Here is a 23363-nt window from a genome sequence, read left to right as displayed (position 1 = left end):
CGGGGAACTGCGCGCCCAGCCCCAACGGCGGGAAAGCCGAACAAACAACGCGATGCGGGGCCCGGGGGCGCAGCCCCGGAACGGCAACCGAGCCGACGGTACGGGTCGGACGACAGAACCTAGGCAGCCGAAGTGTCCGGCACGCAACGCCCACCCTCGGTCCGGTACGACCACCGCGCACCCTCCCGTACCAGCTCCCGCACCGCCCGTACGAACCGCTCCACGTGCTCGTCCGGCGTGCCCGCGCCGAAGCTGACGCGGATCGCGTTCAGCGACTTCTCGCCGGGCGCGCCCTCCGGCGCACCGCACTCGCCCTGCTCCTGCGGGTCGCTGCCGAGCAGCGTGCGGACCAGCGGGTGGGCGCAGAACAGGCCGTCCCGTACGCCGATCCCGTACTCGGCGGAGAGCGCGGCGGCGAAGTGCGAGCTGTTCCACCCGTCCACGACGAACGAGAGCACACCCACCCGCGGCGCGTCGTCCCCGAACAGCGAGAGGACCTTCACCTCGGGCACCTCGGCGAGGCCGTCCCGTACAAGCCCGATGAGCTGCTGCTCGCGCGCCACGAGCGAGTCGAACCCGGCCTCGGTGAGCGCCTTGCAGGCGGAGGCGATGGAGTACGCGCCGATCACGTTCGGCGAACCGGCCTCGTGCCGCGCGGCGGTGGTGTGCCACTCCACGTCGACGCCACCGTCCGCACGCCGGGCCACAGCCTTCGACGCGCCGCCGCCCGCGAGGTACGGCTCGGCCTCCTGCAGCCAGTCGGCCCGCCCGGCGAGCACACCGGTGCCGAACGGCGCGTACAGCTTGTGCCCGGAGAACGCGACCCAGTCGACGTCCAACTCCCTTACGGAGAGCGGGTGGTGGGGCGCGAGCTGCGCGGCGTCGAGCACGATCCGGGCACCGTGCGCGTGCGCGGCGGCGGCGAGCTCCTTCACGGGCCACAGCTCGCCGGTCACGTTGGAGGCGCCGGTGACGCACACCAGAGCCGGGCCGTAGGGGTCGCGGTCGGCGAGCGCCCGCTCCAGCGTGGTGACGGCCTCACCGGGCGTACGGGGCGCGTTGAGGTACGTGACCCGCGCGTCCCGCCACGGAAGCAACGACGCGTGGTGCTCGGTCTCGAAGACGAAGACCTGGCAGTCGGCGGGCAGCGCGGCGGCGAGCAGGTTCAGGGAGTCGGTGGTGGACCGGGTGAAGACCAACTGGTCGCCCTCGCGGCAGTCGAGGAACTCCTCGACGGTGCGGCGCGCGTTCTCGAACAGGTCGGTGGAGAGCTGCGAGAGGTACCCGGCGCCGCGGTGCACGCTGCCGTAGTACGGGGCGTACGCGGCCACGTCGTCCCAGACGCGCTGCAGGGCCGGCGCGCTGGCGGCGTAGTCGAGGGCCGCGTAGGTCACTTCGCCGCCGGTCACCAGCGGGACGGTGACGTCCCGGCCGAGGACGGGCAGCGGGGCACAGAGGGACTGGTCGGCAGCGGCGGAGGTGGCGACAGACATGGCGAACTCCCGTAAGAGGCAGGCGAATTCACCGCGACGGACGCAGCCCAAAGCACGCACGGGTGCATGAAGACGCGTCGACGGCGCGGGAGTAAGGAAAGAAAAGTGATACGCGGGAAGGGGCTCTGCGCCCTATCGCATTCGCTTGCTCACGAGACTGCTCCCTTGAGGACCAGGACCCCAGGGTGTGCAGGGGTCCGCGCTTGCCGCAGACCTCGCTGCCTGCGGCCTGGTCTTCACCCGGGGCACCCCGCCACGGACGGAGGGTTGCCGGACAGCGGGCCGGGGCCTAGATCGCTGTCACTCATGACCTGACGAGCATCTTGCCAGAAGATCGAGCACGCGCAAGGCGCAGTCCAGAATCCGGACTGCGCCTCGCGTCACACTGCTCGGTGGTTCAGGAGTTGCTGGCGGCCACCCAGCGGTCGAGCGCCCGCTTCGCGCCCCCGGAGTCGATGGACTCGGCCGCCTTGGCCATCGCCGCCCTGATCTGCTCCGCGAGCGGCGCCTCGCCCGGCTCCAACGCCACAAGCGCCGCCGCCGCGTTGAGCAGCACGGCGTCCCGTACGGGCCCGGTCTCGCCGCTCAGCAGCCGCCGCGCCACATCGGCGTTGTACGACGCGTCCGCGCCCCGCAGCGCCTCCACGGGCACCAGGTCGATCCCGACGTCCCGAGGATCGAAGGCCTCCTCGCGCACGCCCCCGTCCCGCACGATCCACACCCGCGACGTGGCGGTGGTGGTGAGCTCGTCCAGGCCGTCGTCCCCGCGGAACACCAGGGCGCTGGAGCCGCGCCGAGCGAGCACTCCGGCGACGATGGGTGCCATCCGCGCGTCGGCGACCCCGGTGGCCTGCGCCTTGACGTGGGCCGGGTTGGTCAGCGGACCGAGGAAGTTGAAGGTCGTCCGGATCCCCAACTCCTTGCGCGCGGCGGCCACATGGCGCAGCGCGGGGTGGAACTTCACGGCGAAGCAGAAGGTGATGCCCGCCTCGCCGGCCACCTCGGCGACCCGCCGCGGCGTCAGCTCCAGATTCACCCCGAGCTTCTCCAGCACATCCGAGGCTCCGCTCGCGCTGGAGGCAGCCCGGTTGCCGTGCTTGACGACCTTCGCGCCGGTGCCGGCCACCACGATCGCGGACATGGTGGAGATGTTGACGGTCTTGGCTCCGTCCCCACCCGTACCGACGATGTCGACGCTGGGGCCCGGCACCTCGATGGTGTTGGCGTGCTCGTACATGGTGCGTACGAGACCGGAGATCTCCTCCACGGTCTCGCCCTTGGCCCGCAGCGCCACCGCGAACCCGGCGATCTGCGCGTCCGTCGCCTCGCCGCGCATGATGCGGTCCATCGCCCACGCGGTGTCGTCGGCGCTCTGGTCACGCCCTTCGAGCAGTCCGTTCAGTACGTCGGGCCAGGTACGGCCCGCCGCGTGGTTGCCTCCAGCGGGGGTCGTAGCGCTACTCATGGCTACTCCTGGTCTCGTACGTACGTGATGGGTGTGGGCCCAGCCTAGCCAAGCCCGGGGACGGCAAAGAGCCCCGTCCGTTGAATGGACGGGGCTCTCGCCGTGGCGTTCAGCTACAGCTGACGGGGATCAGTGGTGGCCGTGGCCGCTGGTGATCTCCTTGTACTCGTCCGCCGTGGGCTTGGGGATCTGGTGGTCCTCCCCGTAGTAGCCCTTGGAGAGCTTGGCCCGGAGCTTCTCGCCGCGCGACACCTTGCGCTTGACGCCGTTCTCGTCGACCTCGGGGCCGAGTTCGACCGGCTTGTACTGGTCGTGCGCGGTGAGGGTGTGCAGCTGCTCCTGGTTGAGCGGCTCGTGCACCTCGATGAACTCGCCGTGCGGCAGGCGCTTGATGATGCCGGACTCGCGCCCGTGCAGCACCTTCTCCTTGTCGCGCCGCTGCAGACCCAGGCAGATCCGCTTGGTGATGATGAACGCGAGGACGGGAGCGACGAAGAACGCGATCCGGACGAACCAGGTGATCGAGTTGATCGACAGGTGGAAGTGGGTCGCCCAGAGGTCGTTTCCACCACCGACGAGCATGACGAAGTACCAGGTCAGCCACGCGACACCGAAGCCCGTACGGGTGGGGGCGTTGCGCGGGCGGTCCAGGATGTGGTGCTCGCGCTTGTCCCCGGTGACCCAGGACTCGATGAACGGGTAGACCGCGATCGACACGAGGACCAGCGGGAAGATGATCATCAGCGGGATGAACACACCCAGGGCGAGCGTGTGACCCCACAGGTTGATCTCCCAGCCCGGCATGACACGGATCAGGCCTTCGGAGAAGCCCATGTACCAGTCTGGCTGCGCACCGGTGGACACTTGGTCCGGCCGGTACGGGCCGATCGCCCAGATCGGGTTGATCGTCGCGATCGCGGAGACGACGGCGATGACTCCGAAGACCAGGAAGAAGAAGCCACCGGCCTTGGCCATGTAGACCGGGAGCAGCGGCATGCCGACCACGTTCTTGTTGGTCCGGCCGGGACCCGCGAACTGGGTGTGCTTGTGGTAGAAGACCAGGATCAGGTGGGCCACGAGCAGGCCCATCATGATGCCGGGCAGCAGCAGGATGTGCACCGAGTAGAACCGGGCCACGAAGTCGCCGCCGGGGAACTCGCCGCCGAACAGGAACATCGACAGGTACGTGCCGACGATCGGGACGGACAGCACGGCGCCCTGCATGAAGCGGACACCCGTACCGGACAGCAGGTCGTCCGGGAGCGAGTAGCCGGTGAAGCCGGTGAACATGCCGAGCACGAGCAGCAGGAAGCCGAACAGCCAGTTGACCTCGCGCGGCTTGCGGAACGCGCCGGTGAAGAAGACGCGCATCATGTGCACGAGCATCGCCGCGACGAAGATCAGCGCGGCCCAGTGGTGGATCTGCCGGATCAGCAGACCACCGCGGACCTCGAAGCTGATGTGCATCGTCGAGTTGAAGGCCTCGGACATCAGCTGACCCTGCAGCGGGACGTAACTGCCCGCGTACTCCACCTCGTTCATCGACGGGTGGAAGAACAGCGTCAGGTACACACCCGTGAGGATGATGATGATGAAGCTGTAGAGGCAGACCTCGCCCAGCATGAAGGACCAGTGGTCCGGGAAGATCTTCCGCATGTTGGCCTTGGCCAGGGAGTAGATCCCCAGCCGGCCGTCGGCCCAGTCGGCTACGCGCTCGCCGGCCGGTGCCTTCCTCGTGTTGCTTGCGTTGTCGCTCATCCGCGCTCCCAGAAGGAAGGACCGACGGGCTCATCGAAGTCGCCGAGCGCCTCGAGGTAGCCCTCCTCGTTCACACCGATGCGCAGCTGCGGCAGGGCGTGACCGGCCGGGCCGAAGATCACTCGGGCACCGTCGGCGAGGTCGAAGGTGGACTGGTGGCACGGGCAGAGGGCGTGGTGCGTCTGCTGCTCGTACAGGGAGATCGGGCAGCCCACGTGGGTGCAGATCTTCGAGTAGGCCACGATGCCCTCGTGCGACCACTCGAGCTCGCGCTTGTCCTTGATGTCGTCCGGCTGGATGCGGACGATCATCAGGGCGGCCTTGGCGATCTCGGTCTGGAAGTCGTGGTCGTGCTCCGTCATGCCCTCGGGCATGGCGAAGGTCAGCGAACCCACGGCGACGTCCGCCGGACGCAGCGGCTCGTGCGTGTTCATGTTCACGAGCATCTTGCCCTTGGCCCAGCGCGTGTGCCGCAGCTTGTCCTCGGGCAGCGGACCGAGGTCACGCAGGAGTACGACGCCGGAGAGCGGCACGAGGGCCATGGCGCCGAACATCGTGTTGCGGATCAGCTTGCGCCGGCCGAAGCCGGACTCCTCGGCACCGGCCGCGAAGTCGGACATGACCTTGGCGCGGACCTCGGGCTCGGCCGCGATCGCGTGCCGCTCGTCGACGATCTCCACGTCGGACATCAGGGTACGGGCCCAGTGGACCGCGCCCGCGCCGATGCAGAAGAGCGCGATCCCCAGGGTGATACCCAGGGCGAAGTTCAGCGCGCTGATGTGCCCGAGCGGCCAGATGTAGACGATCTTCTCGACCGGGAAGGCCACGTACGAGGCGATGAAGCCGATGGTGGCGAGCATCGAGATCGTGAACAGCAGGGCGACCGTACGCTCGGAGCCCTTGGCGGCCCGCTCGTCGACGTCCTGGACCCGGTGCTCGTGCGGGGGCAGACCCGGGTCCGCGAACGGGTCGTCCGCGGTCTTCTGCAGGGTGTGCCCGGCAGCGTCCTGCTCGCTCGGCAGGTTCTCTTCTGGAATGTCTTGGCTACTCATGACTTCTTGGCCTTTGCGGTCCGAGCGGCTACCCAGACGGCGACCGCGATCAGCGTGCCGAGACCGAAGATCCAGGCGAACAGGCCCTCGCTGACGGGGCCGAGGCCGCCCAGCTTGAGCCCGCCGGGGCTGGCGGTCTTGTCACTGTTGACCGCGTCGATGTACGCGATGATGTCCTTCTTCTCCTTCTCCGGCATCGTCGTGTCGGGGAAGGACGGCATGTTCTGCGGGCCGGTCTGCATGGCCTCGTAGATGTGCTTCGGAGACACATCCTCGAGGGTCGGCGCGAACTTGCCGTGCGTCAGGGCGCCACCCTCACCGGTGAAGTTGTGGCACTGCGCGCAGTTGCTGCGGAACAGTTCGCCACCCTTGCCGATGTCGGCGCCCTCGGGGTTGTACTGCTTGTCGGTCGGCACCGAGGGACCGGCACCGAGCGCAGCCACGTACGCGGCGAGCTGGTCGATCTCGGCCTGCGTGTAGATGTTCTTCTTCTTCGGCACCTGGGCGCCGGGCTGCTGGGCCGGCATACGGCCGGTGCCCACCTGGAAGTCCACCGCTGCGGCGCCGACGCCCACGAGGCTCGGGCCGTCGGACGTGCCCTGACCGCCGGTGCCGTGGCAGCTGGCGCAGCCGACGGCGTAGAGCTTCTTGCCCTCGTCGATGGCGAGGGACTGGGCGGTTTCATCGGCCTGCGCCTTGTCCGCGGGTGCGAACGCGGCGTACAGCCCCCCGGTGGCCGCCAGCGCGAGGAGTAGGACGACGACCGCCGCCAGCGGATGGCGTCGTCGTGCGGAGAGCTTTTTCACGGATTACCCCGGTGTCAGGATCTTCTGCGTCGATGCTTCTGGAATGTGGTCGGGCTGCGGGGTCGTCGGTAGTGAGAACCCCGGCCCGGTTACTTGATCATGTAGATCGTGGCGAAGAGGCCGATCCAGACGACATCGACGAAGTGCCAGTAGTAGGACACGACGATGGCGGAGGTTGCCTGCTCGTGAGTGAACCTCTTGGCCGCGTACGTCCTGCCGAGAACCAGCAGGAAGGCGATCAGACCGCCTGTCACGTGCAAGCCGTGGAAGCCGGTGGTCAGGTAGAACACCGAGCCGTACGGGTCGGACGAGAGCGAGAGGCCCTCGTGCTTGACCAGCTCGGTGTACTCGAAGACCTGACCGCCGATGAAGATCGCGCCCATGATGAAGGTCACGATGAACCAGGACCGGAGCTTCTTCACATCACCGCGCTCGGCGGCGAAGACGCCGAGCTGGCAGGTGAGCGAGGAGAGCACCAGGATCGTGGTGTTCGTCGCCGAGAAGGGGAAGTTCAGGGCCGAGGCCATTTCCTTCCAGTGTTCGGCACCCGTGACCGAACGAAGGGTGAAGTACATCGCGAAGAGGGCCGCGAAGAACATCAGCTCGGAACTCAACCAGATGATGGTTCCGACGCTGGTGAGGTTCGGTCGATTGACCGACGGGTGCGCGTGCCCCTTGTCTACTGTCATTGCTGTCGCCACGCCGACATTATGTCGGTCGCTTATCCAGCCCTCACTCCGGGGGGTGCCGTTCGGAGTGTTCCCCGCCCATGTCCAGCCCGGATGGCCCATCAGCGGCCTGTTCGTACCGGTGTTGACAGGGTGTCGGACGGAGTAGCATCCGCGCATCGGCCCCGAGTCGACCGGCCGGGCCTTGCACCTCGACGAAGCGGAGCAACCATGAAGTCGACCGCCACGGTCCTGGTCTACAGCGACAACGCGAACACCCGCGAGCAAGTGCGGTTGGCGACGGGACGCAGGCCGGCCGCGGACGTTCCCCGGGTCGAGTTCATCGAGTGCGCGACCCAGGCCGCGGTCCTCAAGGAACTGCAGCGCGGCGGCGTGGACGTCTGCGTCCTGGACGGCGAGGCGGTGCCCGCGGGCGGTATGGGCGTGTGCCGGCAGATCAAGGACGAGGTCTTCCAGGCCCCGCCGGTGCTGCTGCTCATCGGCCGCCCTCAGGACGCCTGGCTGGCCACGTGGAGCCGTGCGGAGGCGGCGGTGACGCTGCCCGTGGACCCGGTCGAGTTCGCGGACTCCCTGGCCGCCCTGCTGCGCCGCCGCCCGGCCACGACCACCTGAGGCCGCTCCCCCGGTCCGACCGCCACCCCTGCCTCGTACGCGCCGATCGCCGTACGGGGCAGGGGTGTCGGGCATTCCGGGCGGTTCAGACCTGTGGGCGCAGGCGGGCCGAGTCGACCGGGGACTGGCCCTCGCGGGTGTCGGCGAGGAGCACGCTGCCCTTGCGCCAGTCCTTCCAGTCCATGTTCCAGTCGCCGAGGCCGTTGCCGAAGGTGGGCATGTCCTCGCCGTAGCTGTTGACCGTCTTGACGATGTCGCCCTGGCGCAGGGTCTCGTACAGCCAGGCGGCGTTGCCGGTGCTCATGCCCACGCAGCCGTGGCTGGTGTTGGCGAAGCCGTGCGAGCCGGCGGACCAGGGCGCGGCGTGCAGATACTCGCCGGTGTCGGTGACGCGGGTCGCGTAGTACACCATCTTGTCGTAGAAGTCCGAGGCGCCGATGCTGGCGCTGGTCATGCGGACCGCGTACTCCTGGCCGAGGACGACCTTGACGCCGTTGCGCGTGGAGTAGCCGGGCTTGCCGGTGGTGACCGGCACGGAGTTGATCTCCTCGCCGTTGCGGTAGACCGTCATGGTGTGCGAGCCGGCGTCCACGACGGCCTCGACGCGGTCGCCCGTCTTGAACTTCACGGGCTTGGTGTCGGTGCCCCACAGGCTGTCGCTGACCTTGATGCCCTCGAGGTTGGAGCGGACCTCGACGGTGGCCTTGGTGGGCCAGTAGTCCTTCGGGCGGTAGTGCAGCGTCTTGCTGTCGACCCAGTGCCAGGAGCCCTGGGCCGCGGGCACGGAGCGGACGGTCAGGGCGCGTTCGACGATCGACCTGGCCTCCTTGCCCTTGACGGCCTTGCTGAGCTTCGCGGTGACGGGCTGTCCGACGCCGTACGTGCCCTTCTCCGGGCCGAACTCGACCTTCAGGAGCTTCTTCTTGGGGGTGTCCGTGTCGAAGCTGAGGAGCTTGGTTCCGGGCGCCCCGTCCTCGTCCTCGGTGCTGACCTTCACCGTGTAGTGCACGCCGGCCGCGAGCGGGCTCGTGCTGTGCCAGCGGGTGCCGTCGGCGGAGAGTTCGCCCGCGACGTAACGGCCGAGCGAGTCGGTGGCCGTGACGTCCGTGATACGTCCCTCCTCGCCCTGGGCGGTCACCTCCAGGGGCTTCTCCGGATCCGCCTTCTTCGTACCGCCGTCGGGCCCGTTGAAGGCGATCTGGCCGGCCGCGTCGTAGGGCTTCGCCGAGAGCGGATGGCCGTCGGAGCTGCCGCACGCGGTCGCTCCCGCGCCGAGCGCGACGACCAGCACTGTGCAGCTCATAACCGTGGTGATGCGCGGTGAGTTGCTCATGAGCACACGCTATGGAGATTCGTCGGCAGCGGCGCGCCGAGTGGGCCATACGAGGGGCCATGAGTTACTGCACAAGAGGGGCCCGGACGCTCCTTCACGGAGTGTCCGGGCCCCTCTTGCGGTGCTACGTGCTAGCGGCTCACTGGTTCTGGTTCTCGCCGCGGTAGTACTCGTACACCCAGCCCCACAGACCGACCAGGAGCAGCGGAGCGGAGAAGTACATCAGCCACCAGCCGAACACGACGCCCATGAAGGCGAGCGCGCCGCCGACGGCCAGGGAGAGCGGCTGCCAGCTGTGCGGGCTGAAGAAGCCCACCTCGCCGGCCTCGTCCGCGACGTCGGCCTCCTTGTTGTCCTGCGCCATGGCGTCGACCCGCCGGGCCGTGAAGGCCAGGTAGTAGCCGATCATCACGCAGAGCCCGAAGGCCAGGAAGAGCGCCGTGGTACCGGCCGGCTCCTTCGACCACACGCCATAGACGATCGCCATGGCGAGGACGAAGACGCTCAGCCAGATGAACATCTTGCCCTGGATCTTCACTTGCCGGCCTCCTTGCTGCCCGCGAGCGCCTTGTCCTCGTCGCTGCCGTGACCGAGCTGCTCGAGCGCCGCGATCTCAGGGTGGTGCAGGTCGAACGCCGGGGATTCGGAACGGATCCGCGGCAGGGTGAGGAAGTTGTGCCGCGGCGGCGGGCAGGACGTGGCCCACTCGAGCGAACGGCCGTAGCCCCAGGGGTCGTCGACCTCGATCTTCTTGCCGTACTTGGCCGTCTTCCAGACGTTGTACATGAACGGCAGCATCGACAGACCGAGGACGAACGAAGCGATCGTCGAGATCGTGTTCAGGGCGGTGAAGCCGTCGGCCGCGAGGTAGTCCGCGTAACGCCGCGGCATACCCTCGGCACCGAGCCAGTGCTGCACCAGGAACGTGCCGTGGAAGCCCACGAACAGCGTCCAGAACGTGATCTTGCCGAGCCGCTCGTCGAGCATCTTGCCGGTGAACTTCGGCCACCAGAAGTGGAATCCGGAGAACATCGCGAAGACCACGGTTCCGAAGATCACGTAGTGGAAGTGCGCGACGACGAAGTACGAGTCCGAGACGTGGAAGTCCATCGGCGGCGAGGCCAGGATGACGCCGGTCAGACCACCGAAGGTGAAGGTGATCAGGAAGCCGACGGCCCAGAGCATCGGGGTCTCGAAACTCAAGGACCCCTTCCACATCGTTCCGATCCAGTTGAAGAACTTCACGCCTGTTGGCACGGCGATCAGGAACGTCATGAAGGAGAAGAACGGTAGTAGCACTCCACCGGTGACGTACATGTGGTGCGCCCACACCGTCACCGAAAGACCGGCGATCGCGATGGTCGCGCCGACCAGGCCCATGTAACCGAACATCGGCTTGCGCGAGAAGACCGGGATGACCTCGGAAATGATTCCGAAGAATGGCAGGGCGATGATGTACACCTCTGGGTGTCCGAAGAACCAGAAGAGGTGTTGCCACAACAAGGCGCCGCCATTGGCCGCGTCGAAGATATGCGCACCGAATTTACGGTCCGCCTCCAGGGCGAACAGCGCGGCCGCGAGCACCGGGAAGGCGAGCAGGACCAGCACACCGGTAAGCAGCACGTTCCAGGTGAAGATCGGCATCCGGAACATCGTCATGCCGGGGGCACGCATGCAGATGATCGTGGTGATGAAGTTGACCGAGCCGAGGATCGTGCCGAAGCCGGAGAAGGCCAGACCCATGATCCACATGTCGGCGCCGATGCCCGGCGAACGGACCGCGTCCGAGAGCGGGGAGTAGGCGAACCAGCCGAAGTCGGCCGCACCCTGCGGGGTGAGGAATCCGCCCACCGCGATCAGCGAGCCGAAGAGGTACAGCCAGTACGCGAACATGTTCAGCCGCGGGAACGCCACGTCGGGCGCGCCGATCTGCAGCGGCATGATCCAGTTGGCGAATCCGGCGAACAGCGGCGTCGCGAACATCAGCAGCATGATCGTGCCGTGCATCGTGAACGCCTGGTTGAACTGCTCGTTCGACATGATCTGCGTGCCGGGACGGGCCAGTTCGGCGCGCATGAAGAGCGCCATCAGACCGCCGATGCAGAAGAACGCGAACGACGTGACCAGGTAAAGCGTGCCGATCGTCTTGTGGTCGGTGGTGGTCAGCCACTTCACGACCACGTTGCCGGGCTGCCTGCGCCGAACCGGGAGCTCGTTTTCGTACGAGTCGTCAGCTGCGGCAGCACCCTGAGGTTCGTTGAGGATGCTCACAGTTGGTTCTTCTCCGCATTCCTGGCCGGGTCCGTCTGCTCGATGCCGGACGGGATGTAGCCGGTCTGCCCCTTCTCGGCCAGCTCCTTCAGATGCTGCTGGTAGCGCTCCGGGGAGACGACCTTGACGTTGAACAGCATCCGGGAGTGGTCGACGCCGCAGAGCTCGGCGCACTTGCCCATGAAGGTGCCCTCCTTGTTGGGGGTCACCTCGAAGGTGTTGGTGTGGCCCGGAATGACGTCCTGCTTCATCAGGAACGGCACCACCCAGAAGGAGTGGATGACGTCACGCGAAGTCAGAACGAAGCGGACCTTCTCGCCCTTCGGCAGCCACAGGGTCGGGCCCGGGTTGCCGTTCTGCGGGTTCCGGGTGCCGGGCGTACCGACGTCGTAGACACCGCCGGCGTTCTCCGGGAAGTCCTTCTGGAACTTGTCCGGAATCGCCGCGAGGTCCTTGTCGCCCTTGGCATCGCCTTCGGAACCGGGGACATTCTCGATGTAGTTGAAGCCCCAGCTCCACTGGAAGCCCACCACGTTCACGGTGTGCTTCGGCTTGTCGGAGAGTGCGAGGAGCTTCGATTCATCGCGTGCGGTGAAGTAGAAGAGCACCGAAACGATGATGAGCGGAACCACGGTGTACAGCGCCTCGATGGGCATGTTGTACCGGGTCTGCGGAGGAACCTCGACCTTGGTGCGGCTGCGCCGGTGGAAGACAACGCTCCACAGGATCAGGCCCCACACGAGCACGCCGGTGGCGAGCGCCGCGGCCCACGAGCCCTGCCACAGGGAGAGGATCCGAGGAGCCTCTTCCGTGACGGGGGTGGGCATACCAAGCCGAGGGAAGTCCTTGTATGTGCAACCGGTCGCGGTCGCCAGGACCAGGCCCGCAGTCAGCACCTGCGGCAGCTTCCGCCGCATCGGGCGCCGCGACGAGCGGTCGGAGCCGTTGGGACTCACGTAGCGCCTTCCCGAGAGTCTCGCCCGCTCGGCCGGGCTCGGCCGGTGATGCTGTCGGTCGGGCTCCGGACCCTGTACGGGCAGGGGTTTGGATGTTTATGCGGACCAAACCCTACTGGACGCCATTTGGGGTCGCGCGGGGAGGGTGCCCAACGCGCCGCTGCACGACCCGAAGGGGTGGCCGAAACCCTGCGCCGAGGCCCAACACCGCACGTGAAAGGGCAACTGACGCCCCCTCCAGAGATACCGACAAGGAGTCGGCGGCGGCGGCGGAACGAGCCCTTCCGACGGTACGTGAGGGAGTTATCCACAGGCCTCCTGGAGTCCGTCGTACGCCGGGTAGCGTGACGGCGTGCCCTACTTCGACGCAGCATCGTCCGCTCCCCTGCACCCCGTTGCCCGACAGGCGTTGCTCGCCGCTCTCGACGAGGGCTGGGCCGACCCGGCCCGGCTCTACCGCGAGGGCCGGCGGGCCCGGCTGCTGCTCGACGCCGCGCGCGAGGCCGCGGCCGAGGCCGTCGGGTGCCGGCCGGACGAGCTGGTCTTCACCCCTTCGGGGACGCGGGCGGTGCACTCGGGCGTCGCGGGTGCGCTGGCGGGCCGCCGCCGAGTGGGCCGGCAACTGGTGGTCTCGACCGTGGAGCACTCCTCCGTACTGCACGCGGCGACGGCGCACGAGGAGCAGGGCGGTACGACGGTGCGGGTCCCGGTGGGGCGTGCCGGGCGGGTCGGCGCGGAGGAGTTCGCCGGGGCCCTCGGGGCGGAGTCGGCGCTCGCCTGTCTGCAGTCCGCCAACCACGAGGTGGGGACCGTGCAGCCGGTGGACGAGGTGGCGGAGGCGTGCCGGGCGGCCGGGGTGCCGCTTCTGGTGGACGCCGCGCAGTCGTTGCCGTGGGGGCCGGTCGGGGGCGCCTGGTCGGCCCTTGCGGCAAGTGCGCACAAATGGGGTGGGCCGTCCGGAGTCGGGCTTCTTGTCGTACGGAAGGGGGTGCGGTTCGCCGCTCAAGGGCCGTCGGACGAGCGGGAGTCGGGGCGGGCGCCGGGCTTCGAGAATCTGCCGGGGATCGTCGCGGCGGCGGCCTCGCTGCGGGCCGTGCACGCCGAGGCGGCTCAGGAGGCCGCGCGGCTGCGGGAGTTGACGGAGCGGATCAGGGCGCGGGTGCCGGAGCTTGTGCCGGATGTGGAGGTGGTGGGCGATCCGGAGCGGCGGCTGCCGCATCTGGTCACCTTCTCTTGTCTGTATGTCGACGGTGAGGCGCTTCTGCACGAGCTGGATCTGGCGGGCTTCTCGGTGTCGTCGGGCTCCTCGTGCACGAGCTCCACGCTGACGCCGAGCCATGTGCTCCGGGCGATGGGAGTGCTGAGCGAGGGCAACGTACGGGTGTCGCTGCCGGTCGGCACGGTGCCGGAGGACGTGGAGCGGTTCCTGGCGGTGCTGCCGGGGGCGGTGGCGGCGGTGCGGGAGAAACTGGGGGCTCCCGGGGCGAGACCGGCCGTGGTCCCGGGCGGGTCGCTCGTCCTCGATGTGCTCGGGAAGCGGTGTCCGATCCCGGTGATCGAGCTGGGCAAGGTCATCGGTGACGTGCCGGTGGGCGGCACGGTCACGGTGCTCTCGGACGACGGCGCGGCCGGGCTCGACATCCGGGCCTGGTGCCATATGCGGGAGCAGGAGTTCGTGAGCGAGGAGCCTGCGGACCGCGGCACCGCTTATACGGTCCGCCGGCTCTCCTGAGTCACGTCCGGGGCTGACTCACAGGGTCCGGGTCAGACCAGGTGCTCCTGGACCTCGGCGGCGGCCTCGTGGCCGTACGCCTTGGTGAAGCGGTCCATGAAGTGGGTGCGGCGCAGGGTGTACTCCTGGGTGCCGAGGGTCTCGATGACCAGGGTGGCGAGCATGCAGCCGACCTGGGCGGCGCGCTCCAGGCCGACGCCCCAGGACAGGCCGGAGAGGAAGCCGGCCCGGAAGGCGTCGCCGACGCCGGTCGGGTCGACCTTCGAGTCCTCCTCGGGGACGCCGACCTCGACGGGGTCCGCGCCGGCGCGCTCGATGCGGACGCCGCGGGCGCCGAGGGTGGTGACGCGGTGGCCGACGCGGGCGAGGATCTCCTCGTCGGTCCAGCCGGTCTTGGACTCGATGAGGCCCTTCTCGTACTCGTTGGAGAAGAGGTACGTCGCGCCGTCCATGAGGTTGCGGATCTCGTCGCCGCCCATGCGGGCGATCTGCTGCGAGAAGTCCGCGGCGAACGGGATGGAGCGGGTTCGGCACTCCTCGGTGTGGCGGAGCATCGCCTCGGGGTCGTCGGCGCCGATCAGGACGAGGTCGAGGTCGCCGACGCGCTCGGCGACGGAGTGCAGCTCGATGAGGCGGGCCTCGCTCATGGCGCCGGTGTAGAAGGAGCCGATCTGGTTGTGGTCGGCGTCCGTGGTGCACACGAAGCGGGCGGTGTGCAGGACTTCGGAGATGCGTACGGAGTCGGTGTCGACGCCGTGCCGGTCGAGCCAGGCGCGGTACTCGTCGAAGTCGGACCCTGCGGCCCCGACCAGGATCGGGCGGGTGCCGAGCTGCCCCATGCCGAAGCAGATGTTGGCGCCCACGCCTCCCCTGCGTACGTCGAGGTTGTCGACCAGGAAGGAGAGGGAGACCGTGTGCAGCTGATCCGCGACCAGTTGGTCGGCGAATCGGCCGGGGAAGGTCATGAGGTGGTCGGTGGCGATGGAGCCGGTGACTGCGATACGCACGGCGTATGTCTCCTGCGGGAGAGGCTGCGGTGGAGATGACAGTTCACGCTATCGGGTCGACACCCCTCCGCTGAACCGCCAAAACTACCCGATAGTAGACCTTTTTCTGCCGGGTTCCGCGTGCGTACGGTGCGTATATGTCGAAGCACACCGCCATGCCGGATCAGCCCGAGCTCACGCTGAAGCAACTGCAGGGTGACTGCGCCCGGATGGCTCCGCACTGGACGGCGGCGCACGAGGCCAGGCCGCAGCCCGTCTCCCCGGCCAGCATCCACGGCGTGGTCGTGCCGGGAACTTCGGCCCGGCTCCTGGACGCGATGTCCGACTACGGCGACTGACCGGCCTGACCGGCGCGACCTGACCGTCGCGAGCGGGAACCGCGCGCCCCCGAGGCCCGTCCCACCGACAGTCGCCCCCGTTCGGGGAGTCGGCGTGGACGAAGGAGCGATGCGGTGGGCAGCGAGGAGACGCACGAGGGCACCCGTCGGCGGCGGCCCGGGATCGTGGCCGCCTCGGTGGCGGCGGCGGTGCTGCTCGCCGGTGGCGGCGGCGCGTATGTCGCGGCGAACGCCTCGGGTGGTTCCGGCGCGCCCGCGGCCGATGACACTCCGCCTCCCCCGCTGACCCTGGACGACGCGGCGCGGGGCGTCGCGCCCGGGGAGCCCGCGCCGGGCGGGGTGACGTACCGGGCGGGCGGTGAGCTGCCGAAGGGCCCGGGTTCCGCGTCCGTGCACCGGCCGCGCGGCACGGTGGGCGCGGACCAGGTGGCGAGGCTCGCCGAGGCGCTCGACGTGTCCGGCACCCCGCGCGCCGAGGGCACCACGTGGAAGGTGGGCCGGGCCGGGGACGGGCCGATGCTGACGGTCGGCAAGGAAGCGCCGGGCAGCTGGACCTTCCAGGCGCATGCGGGCGGTACGGACAACTGCGTCAAGGGCAAGTCCTGTGCGCCGAAGGGCAGTTCGGGCTCCGGGGAGAAAGATCCCGGGCCGGTGAGCGAGGGGGCCGCCAAGAGTGCCGCGACTCCGGTGCTGAAGGCGGTCGGGCAGGGCAGTGCCACGCTCGACGCCTCGCAGACGATGGGCGCGGTGCGGGTCGTCAACGCCGACCCGAAGGTGGACGGGCTGCCCACGTACGGCTGGTCGACCGGCGTGCAGATCGGCTCCGAAGGTCAAGTGGTGGGCGGCAGCGGGCAGTTGGCGAAGCCGGTGAAGGGCGCCGCGTATCCCGTACTGAGCGCCGAGAAGACGATCGCGGAGCTGAACGAGACCGCCGCGGAGACCGGGCCGGGAAGCGGGAGCGGGAGCGGTGGCTGCGCTCGGCCCGTGCCGCACTCCGAGGGCGGGGCCGCGTCGAGCGCGCCCGGCCCCGGCGGTATCGCCCCGGGCGAGCCCGCGCCGGACGGGCCCGAGCAGCCCTGCCTGCCGGCGTCGAAGGGCGCCGGGCCCGAGCCGGTCGAGGTGGCGGAGGCGACGTTCGGGCTCGCGCTGCACTTCGAGCGGGGGCGGCAGGTGCTCGTACCGTCCTGGCTGTTCGAGGTGCGGCCGGAGGGCGCCGAGCGGGCGTTCACGGTGACGCATCCCGCGGTGGACCCGGAGTATCTGGCGAAGCCCGGCGCGCCGAAGCCCGAGCCGACCGAGGACGCCGGCCCGGAGTCCAGGAACGTGCCGGTGACCTCGTACAGCGTGGACGGGCGGAAGCTGACGTTGCGGTTCTGGGGCGGGGCGTGCAGTGAGTACACGGCGCGGGCGACCGAGAGCGGGAGCGAGGTGCGCGTCGCCGTGGTCGAGAAGCCGCAGAAGAAGGGCGAGGTCTGCGTGATGATCGCCGAGGAGCGGACGGCCGAGGTGACGCTGGAGAAGCCGCTCGGCGAGCGGACGGTGGTCGGCACGAACGGGGTCGCGGTGCAGCGGCAGTAGGCCGGGGCATGAGTACGACGAAGGCGGCGCCCCCTGTGCGGGGAACGCCGCCTTCGTCGTACGTACGTCAGTGACTCCGGGGAGCCGGCAGGCTCAGCTGAAGGAGTCGCCGCAGGCGCAGGAGCCCGTGGCGTTGGGGTTGTCGATGGTGAAGCCCTGCTTCTCGATGGTGTCGACGAAGTCGATGGAGGCGCCGCCGAGGTACGGGGCGCTCATGCGGTCGGTGACGACCTTGACGCCGTCGAAGTCCTTCACGACGTCGCCGTCGAGCGAGCGCTCGTCGAAGAACAGCTGGTACCGCAGACCCGAGCAGCCACCGGGCTGAACGGCGACACGCAGAGCCAGGTCGTCACGGCCTTCCTGCTCAAGAAGGCCCTTGACCTTGGCCGCGGCGGCGTCGGACAGGATGATGCCGTCGCTGACGGTGGTGGTCTCGTCCGATACGGACATCTACATCTCTCCCGGGTTGTTCGGACTGCTTGCCGACGGGTGCAACCGTCGGGGCCGCGGATTCATTCCGGGCCCGGCACGCTGTTTCTGCGTTTCCGCCTGTCTTCTCATGCTCGCACACCCTCGCGGGACAAGGCGCCGGTGCGTGGTCCGGGAATGCGTCACATCGACACGATGGCCATCGTCAAACTGACGTGAAGCGGTTATGATAGATAGCGTCATCTTGACGAGAAGCAGGCCCGGACAGCGGGTTCTGCCCGCCGGACGAAGAAAGGGTGCGTGTCGTGACCACCGCCCACTCCCCCGTAGACCTGGCTGTCGAGCCCACGCCGCTCGCCCTGCTGCTGCTCGGCCGCGAGGCCGACCCCAAGAGCGAGCGGGGTGTCGAGTGCCCGGGCGACCTGCCCTCGCCGTCCGACCCGGACCTGGTGGAGCGGGCCCGCGCCGCCAAGGAGAAGCTCGGTGACAAGGTCTTCGTGCTCGGTCACCACTACCAGCGGGACGAGGTCATCCAGTTCGCCGACGTGACCGGTGACTCCTTCAAACTGGCCAAGGACGCCGCCGCCAAGCCGGAGGCCGAGTACATCGTCTTCTGCGGTGTGCACTTCATGGCCGAGTCGGCGGACATCCTGACCTCCGACGACCAGAAGGTGGTCCTGCCCGACCTCGCCGCCGGCTGCTCGATGGCCGACATGGCGACCGCCGAGCAGGTCGCCGAGTGCTGGGACGTGCTGACCGAGGCGGGCATAGCCGAGCAGGTCGTGCCCGTCTCGTACATGAACTCCTCCGCCGACATCAAGGCCTTCACCGGCAAGCACGGCGGCACGATCTGCACCTCGTCCAACGCGAAGCGCGCCCTGGACTGGGCGTTCGAGCAGGGGGACAAGGTGCTGTTCCTGCCCGACCAGCACCTGGGCCGGAACACCGCCGTCCGCGACATGGGCATGTCTCTCGACGACTGCGTGCTCTACAACCCGCACAAGCCGAACGGCGGCCTGACCGCCGAGGAGCTGCGCGCCGCCAAGATGATCCTGTGGCGCGGGCACTGCTCGGTGCACGGCCGGTTCTCCGTGGAGTCGGTGAACGACGTGCGCGAGCGCATCCCGGGGGTGAACGTCCTGGTGCACCCCGAGTGCAAGAACGAGGTCGTGGCCGCGGCGGACTACGTCGGGTCGACGGAGTACATCATCAAGGCCCTGGAGGCCGCGCCCGCCGGTTCGAAGTGGGCGATCGGCACCGAGCTGAACCTGGTCCGCCGACTCGCCAACCGCTTCGCGCCCGAGGGCAAGGAGGTCGTCTTCCTCGACAAGACGGTCTGCTTCTGCTCGACCATGAACCGGATCGACCTGCCGCACCTGGTCTGGGCCCTTGAGTCGCTCGCCGAGGGCAACCTGGTCAACCGCATCGAGGTCGACAAGGAGACGGAGAGCTTCGCGAAGCTGGCGCTCGAGCGGATGCTGGCGCTGCCGTAAATCCCGTTTCCACGGCTCGGCGCTGCCGTAAATCCCGTTTCCACGGCTCGGCGCTGCCGTAAATCCCGTTTCCACGGCTCGGCGGTGTCCGTAGCGTGCGGAGGATGATCCTTCGCACGCTACGGGACACCGCCGACGACCTCGCCGACGTCCAACGCATCACCACCGCCGCCTTCGCCGCCCCGGGCGCCCCGCCCGAACCCCCGCCCGCACCGGCCCGGCAGGCGCGGCTCGACGCACTCCACCGGCACTTTCTGCGCCACGATCAGGACGGGTCCCTGATCGCGTACGACGCATCGGGCGCGCTCGGTGCCGTCGTCACGTCCCGGCGGGAGTCCGTGTGGGGCCTCTCGCTGCTCGTCGTCGCGCCCGAGGCGCAGGGCAAGGGTGTCGGACGGGCGCTCCTCGACCGGGCGCTGGCGTACGGCGAGGGGTGTGCGCGAGGGATCATCTCCGGCTCCCTCGACCCGAGGGCGGCGCGTGCCTACTGGGCGGCGGGTTTCGCCCTGTATCCGGCCGTACGGCTTGAGGGTGCGCTCGATCCGGCACGGCTGCCCGTTGCGGGCGGGCCCCTGTACGAAGGCGGTGACCCGGACTTCCTGGACGCCGTCGACCGGCAGGTGCGCGGGGGCGCGCACGGGCCCGACCACGCCGAGCTCCTGCGGGACTGCCGACTGTTGACGGTCGACGCCGCGGACGGCCGGGGGTACTGCTTCATCGACATGTCGCTTCCGGACAAGGTCGAGCTCATGGGGCTCTCCGCGACCACCGAGGCGGTCGCCGCGCGGCTGCTCACTGCGGCGCTGCGGGACGTGCCCGCCGGCCGGACCGTCAAGATCTCCAACGTCACGGCGGAACAGCGGTGGGCCGTCGACATCGCCCTGACCGCCCGGCTTCAGCCCGAGCCGGGCGGCTATCTGTGCCTGCGCGGTATGCGACCGCCCGTGGGGTTCGTGCCGACGGGGAAGTACCTGTAGGTACGCGAAAGGGGCGCCCCTCTCCGGCAGTTGACCGGAGAGGGGCGCCCCCTCGTGCGTACGACCGTCCGTCAGACCTTCGCCGGCTCCGGCTCGTCGGTGTGCGACTCCGACGGGGCCTCGGGCTGCTCCGGGACGCCCGCCTTCTTGGCGCGCCTGGCCGCCTTCTTCTTCGCGCGGCGCTCCTTGCGGAGTTCGATCATCGCGTAGAGCGTCGGCACCAGGAGGAGCGTGAGCAGGGTCGACGAGACCAGGCCGCCGATCACCACGATCGCGAGCGGCTTGGCGATGAAGCCGCCGTGTCCGGTGATGCCCGCCGCCATCGGGGCCAGGGCGCAGATCGTCGCCAGGGCCGTCATCAGGATCGGGCGGAGGCGGTGGCGACCGCCCTCGATGACCGCTTCGACGGTGCCGTAGCCCTTCTCGCGGTACTGGTTGATCAGGTCGATCAGCACGATCGCGTTGGTGACCACGATGCCGATCAGCATCAGCATGCCGATCATCGCCGGGACGCCCATCGGGGTGTCGGTGGCGATCAGCAGGCCGATCGCGCCGGTGGCCGCGAACGGGATGGAGACCAGCAGGATCAGCGGCTGCACAAGGGACTTGAAGGTCGCCACGAGCAGCATGAAGACGATCGCGATGGCCGCGAGCATCGCCAGGCCGAGCGAGGCGAAGGCCTCGTCCTGGTCCTCGGAGACGCCGCCGATGGACACCGTGGCGCCGTCGGGGAGTTCCTTCTCCAGCTGGTTCAGCTTGGTCTGCAGCTGGGTGCTGACCGCGCCGGTGTTGTCGCCGGTCGGCTTCGCCGTGATCGTCGCGGCGCGGGCGCCGTCGATCCGGGTCATCGAGACCGGTCCGTCGACCAGCTTCACCGTGGCGATGTCGCCGAGCTGAACCCGGCCGAGCCGCAGCTCGCGCAGCTCGTCGAGGCTCTCGGCGGGCTTCGCCGACTTCACGACGACGTCCCGCTCGGTGTCGTCCAGGACTGCCTTGCCGCCGGGCGTGCCGCGCACCGCCTGGCCGACGGCCTGGCCGAGCGTGGTGTCGTTGAACCCGGCCGCGGCGGCCTTGTCGTTGGCCTTGACCGAGATCCGCGGCACGGACTGCGACAGGTCGCTCTGCACGTCGGTGACGTCGTCGAGCTCCGCGACCTCGTCCCTGACCTGCTCGGACGCCTTCTGCAGTACGTCGGCGTCGGCGGCCTTGACGACCACGCTGAGGTCTTGCCCCGCCATGGGGTCACCGGCGGCGATACGGGTCTCGCCGATGCCGTCGAGGGCGCCGAGCTCCCGCTCGATGGCGTCGCCGGTCTTCTCGAAGTCGGCGTCCTCGGTGAGGGTCACCTGGTACGAGGCCTGGTTGGTGTCGGTGCCGCCGCCGAAGGCCGCCATGAAGCCGGACGAGCCGATGGTGACCTGGTAGTCCTTGACGCCGTCGACTCCGGCGAGCGCCTTCTCGACCTTCTCGGCCGCCTCGTCGGTGGCGGCGAGGCTGGTGCCGGGCTTCAACTCCTGCTTGATGGAGAGGACGTCCTGCTCGCCCTGGTCGAAGAAGTTGGTCTTCAGCATCGGCGCCATGCCGAAGGTGCCGACCAGGACGACGACCGCGATCAGCAGGCTGGTGAAGCGGCGCCGGGTGGCGAAGCGGAGCACGGGCACGTACATCCGCTGCAGCCGGCTGCGGGCCTCCTTCTCCTCGGCCTTGCGGCGCGCCTCGTCCGGGTCGAGCTCCGCGGTGCCCTTGGGGGCGCGCAGGAACCAGTACGAGAGCACCGGGACGACCGTCAGGGAGACGATCAGGGAGGCAAGGAGGGCGGCCGTGACGGTCAGCGAGAACGAGCCGAACAGCTCGCCCACCATGCCGCCGACCAGGCCGATCGGCAGGAACACCGCGACCGTGGTGAGCGTCGACGAGGTGACCGCGCCGGAGACCTCCTTGACCGCGGTGAGGATCGCCTCCTTGCGCTCCTCGCCGTAGCCGAGGTGCCGCTTGATGTTCTCCAGGACCACGATCGAGTCGTCCACGACCCGGCCGATCGCGATGGTCAGGGCGCCGAGCGTGAGCATGTTCAGGGACAGGTCACGCGTCCACAGGACGATCAGCGCGAGGACGACCGAGAGCGGAATGGAGACCGCGGTGACAAGCGTCGAGCGGATCGACGTGAGGAAGACCAGGATGATGACGACCGCGAAGGCCAGGCCGAGCGCACCCTCGGTGGTCAGGCTGGAGATCGACTTCGAGACCGCCGGGCCCTGGTCGGAGACCACGGTCAGGTCGGCGCCGGAACCCAAGTCCCCCCGCAGGTCCGGGAGTTCGGCCTTGACGGCGTCCGAGATGGCGACGGCGGAGCCGTCCTGGTCCATGGTGACGACGACGGCGAGGCTGGGCTCGCCGTTCGTACGGGTCAGCGAGGTGGCCGCGGCCTCCTGCTGCTCGACCTCCGCGACGGAGCCGAGGCGTACGGGCTTCCTCGGCTGCCCCTGGGAGGCGCCGGGTGCCGCCTCCGGCGCGACCATCAGGTCCTCGACCTGCTGCAGCGAGGTGAAGCCGCCGCCGACCTGGACGGTGCGGTTCTTGCCCGCCTCGTCGAAGGAACCGGCCGGGACCGACGCCCCGCCCTGCTGCAGCGCCTGCACGAGCGCGCCCGGCGTGAGGCCCGCCCGCGCCAGCTTCGCCTCGTCCGGGGTGACCGCCACCTGCACGTCGCGCACGCCGTCGACCGAGACCTGGCCGACGCCGTCGATGTCCTTGAGCACGGGGACGACGCTGCGCTCCAGCTGGTCGGCGAGCGCCTGCTGGTCGGTGCCGTCGGCGGACGCGGCCAGGACGACGGTGGGCATGTCGTCCGTGGAGCCGGCGACGACCTGCGGGTCGACGTCCTGGGGGAGCTGGGCGCGGGCCCGGTTCACGGCCTGCTGGACGTCGGCGACGAGCTGCTTGGAGTCGCTGTCGCCGTAGTCGAACTGGGCCATGACCAGGGCGTTGCCCTCGCTGGCGGTGGCGGTGATGCCGGTGATGCCGTCGACCGCCTCGATGGACGACTCGAGCGGCTCGACGACCTGCTTCTCGACCACGTCGGGGGACGCGCCCTGGTACGGGGCGATGACGGAGACCATCGGGAGTTCGATGGACGGGAGCAGCTGCTGCTTGAGCTGCGGGACGGCGATCGCGCCGAACACGATCGCGACGATCGAGATCAGCCCGATCAGGGCCCGTTGGGCGAGGCTGAATCTTGACAGCCAGGACATGGGTGAGGGTCTCTCTTCTGTGGCTTGCGCGGCAGGAGAGGGCGCAGCCTGCGCCCGACCCTTCAACCCTCGGTCATGCCGGGAGCGGTATTCCTCGCTCCCAGGTCCCCTTCCTTATCCGGC

Annotated in this window: 19 protein-coding genes and 1 riboswitch; of the genes, 6 read left to right on the top strand and 13 right to left on the bottom strand. The window is 69.1% G+C overall.

Features of this window, described 5'->3' with window-relative positions; all coding sequences use genetic code 11:
- Window positions 1–119: 119 nt before the first annotated feature.
- The 6 genes from RCO28_RS02915 to RCO28_RS02890 form a co-directional block, all read right to left on the bottom strand.
- The gene (locus tag RCO28_RS02915; protein WP_308939303.1) at window positions 120–1493 is read right to left on the bottom strand and encodes an aminotransferase class V-fold PLP-dependent enzyme; all 1374 of its coding nucleotides are present in this window, start codon (window positions 1491–1493) and stop codon (window positions 120–122) included.
- 194 nt (window positions 1494–1687) lie between these two features.
- Window positions 1688–1805: riboswitch (SAM riboswitch) on the bottom strand.
- A gap of 85 nt (window positions 1806–1890) precedes the next feature.
- A complete protein-coding gene (trpD, locus tag RCO28_RS02910; protein ID WP_308939302.1) occupies window positions 1891–2958 on the bottom strand; it encodes an anthranilate phosphoribosyltransferase in 1068 nt (355 codons plus the stop codon).
- Between the two features lie 129 nt (window positions 2959–3087).
- Window positions 3088–4716, bottom strand: a complete 1629-nt coding sequence (locus RCO28_RS02905; RefSeq protein ID WP_308939301.1) for a cytochrome bc complex cytochrome b subunit — start codon at window positions 4714–4716, stop codon at window positions 3088–3090.
- Window positions 4713–5768, bottom strand: a complete 1056-nt coding sequence (locus RCO28_RS02900; RefSeq protein ID WP_308939300.1) for a Rieske 2Fe-2S domain-containing protein — start codon at window positions 5766–5768, stop codon at window positions 4713–4715. The genes RCO28_RS02905 and RCO28_RS02900 overlap by 4 nt, the downstream gene beginning before the upstream one ends.
- A complete protein-coding gene (locus RCO28_RS02895) occupies window positions 5765–6574 on the bottom strand; it encodes a c-type cytochrome (protein ID WP_308939299.1) in 810 nt (269 codons plus the stop codon). Before RCO28_RS02895 ends, RCO28_RS02900 begins: the two co-directional genes overlap by 4 nt.
- Window positions 6575–6663: 89 nt before the next feature.
- Complete coding sequence (locus RCO28_RS02890) at window positions 6664–7263, bottom strand: heme-copper oxidase subunit III (RefSeq protein WP_308939298.1); 600 nt, start codon at window positions 7261–7263, stop codon at window positions 6664–6666.
- 210 nt (window positions 7264–7473) lie between these two features.
- Between RCO28_RS02890 and RCO28_RS02885 the strand changes: the two genes are divergently transcribed.
- Window positions 7474–7875 carry a hypothetical protein gene (locus RCO28_RS02885; RefSeq protein ID WP_308939297.1) on the top strand — a complete coding sequence of 134 codons (402 nt, stop codon included), beginning with the start codon at window positions 7474–7476 and terminating at the stop codon, window positions 7873–7875.
- Window positions 7876–7960: 85 nt separating this feature from the next.
- On the opposite strand, the gene RCO28_RS02880 is transcribed toward RCO28_RS02885, so the two are convergent.
- The 4 genes from RCO28_RS02880 to coxB all read right to left on the bottom strand — a co-directional run bounded on the left by RCO28_RS02880 (window position 7961) and on the right by coxB (window position 12435).
- Window positions 7961–9208, bottom strand: coding sequence for an Ig-like domain-containing protein (locus tag RCO28_RS02880; protein ID WP_308939296.1), 1248 nt, complete (start codon window positions 9206–9208; stop codon window positions 7961–7963).
- Between the two features lie 139 nt (window positions 9209–9347).
- A complete protein-coding gene (locus RCO28_RS02875; protein ID WP_308939295.1) occupies window positions 9348–9746 on the bottom strand; it encodes a cytochrome c oxidase subunit 4 in 399 nt (132 codons plus the stop codon).
- Complete coding sequence (ctaD, locus tag RCO28_RS02870) at window positions 9743–11479, bottom strand: cytochrome c oxidase subunit I (RefSeq protein WP_308939294.1); 1737 nt, start codon at window positions 11477–11479, stop codon at window positions 9743–9745. Before ctaD ends, RCO28_RS02875 begins: the two co-directional genes overlap by 4 nt.
- Window positions 11476–12435: a cytochrome c oxidase subunit II gene (coxB, locus tag RCO28_RS02865; RefSeq protein ID WP_308939293.1), complete on the bottom strand. Its 960-nt coding sequence runs from the start codon at window positions 12433–12435 to the stop codon at window positions 11476–11478. Before coxB ends, ctaD begins: the two co-directional genes overlap by 4 nt.
- A 352-nt stretch (window positions 12436–12787) precedes the next feature.
- Between coxB and RCO28_RS02860 the strand changes: the two genes are divergently transcribed.
- On the top strand, window positions 12788–14167 hold the full coding sequence (locus RCO28_RS02860; RefSeq protein WP_308939292.1) for an aminotransferase class V-fold PLP-dependent enzyme: 1380 nt from the start codon (window positions 12788–12790) through the stop codon (window positions 14165–14167).
- A 32-nt stretch (window positions 14168–14199) separates the two neighbouring features.
- On the opposite strand, the gene RCO28_RS02855 is transcribed toward RCO28_RS02860, so the two are convergent.
- Window positions 14200–15174, bottom strand: coding sequence for a carbohydrate kinase family protein (locus tag RCO28_RS02855; RefSeq protein ID WP_308939291.1), 975 nt, complete (start codon window positions 15172–15174; stop codon window positions 14200–14202).
- Window positions 15175–15311: 137 nt separating this feature from the next.
- Between RCO28_RS02855 and RCO28_RS02850 the strand changes: the two genes are divergently transcribed.
- The gene (locus RCO28_RS02850) at window positions 15312–15512 is read left to right on the top strand and encodes a hypothetical protein (protein WP_308939290.1); all 201 of its coding nucleotides are present in this window, start codon (window positions 15312–15314) and stop codon (window positions 15510–15512) included.
- 114 nt (window positions 15513–15626) lie between these two features.
- Entirely contained in the window at window positions 15627–17090 is a 1464-nt protein-coding gene (locus tag RCO28_RS02845) for a hypothetical protein (protein WP_308939289.1), read from the top strand.
- A gap of 93 nt (window positions 17091–17183) precedes the next feature.
- Here RCO28_RS02845 and RCO28_RS02840 read toward each other — a convergent pair whose 3' ends face one another.
- Window positions 17184–17540 (bottom strand): iron-sulfur cluster assembly accessory protein, encoded by a 357-nt coding sequence (locus RCO28_RS02840; protein WP_308939288.1) that lies wholly within the window; start codon window positions 17538–17540, stop codon window positions 17184–17186.
- Window positions 17541–17815: 275 nt separating this feature from the next.
- On the opposite strand from RCO28_RS02840, the gene nadA reads away from it, so the two are divergent.
- Together nadA and RCO28_RS02830 are read left to right on the top strand one after the other, a co-directional pair.
- The gene (gene nadA, locus RCO28_RS02835) at window positions 17816–19012 is read left to right on the top strand and encodes a quinolinate synthase NadA (RefSeq protein WP_308939287.1); all 1197 of its coding nucleotides are present in this window, start codon (window positions 17816–17818) and stop codon (window positions 19010–19012) included.
- Window positions 19013–19116: 104 nt separating this feature from the next.
- Window positions 19117–19989, top strand: coding sequence for a GNAT family N-acetyltransferase (locus RCO28_RS02830; protein ID WP_308939286.1), 873 nt, complete (start codon window positions 19117–19119; stop codon window positions 19987–19989).
- 71 nt (window positions 19990–20060) lie between these two features.
- Here the strand turns inward: RCO28_RS02830 and RCO28_RS02825 are convergent, their stop codons facing one another.
- Window positions 20061–23240, bottom strand: coding sequence for an efflux RND transporter permease subunit (locus tag RCO28_RS02825; protein WP_308939285.1), 3180 nt, complete (start codon window positions 23238–23240; stop codon window positions 20061–20063).
- Window positions 23241–23363: the final 123 nt, after the last annotated feature.

The organism is Streptomyces sp. LHD-70, assembly GCF_031157275.1.
Taxonomy (GTDB): domain Bacteria; phylum Actinomycetota; class Actinomycetes; order Streptomycetales; family Streptomycetaceae; genus Streptomyces.
The sequence above is the reverse complement of the archived record's forward strand: the minus strand, read 5'-3'. Positions and strand labels throughout refer to the sequence as shown.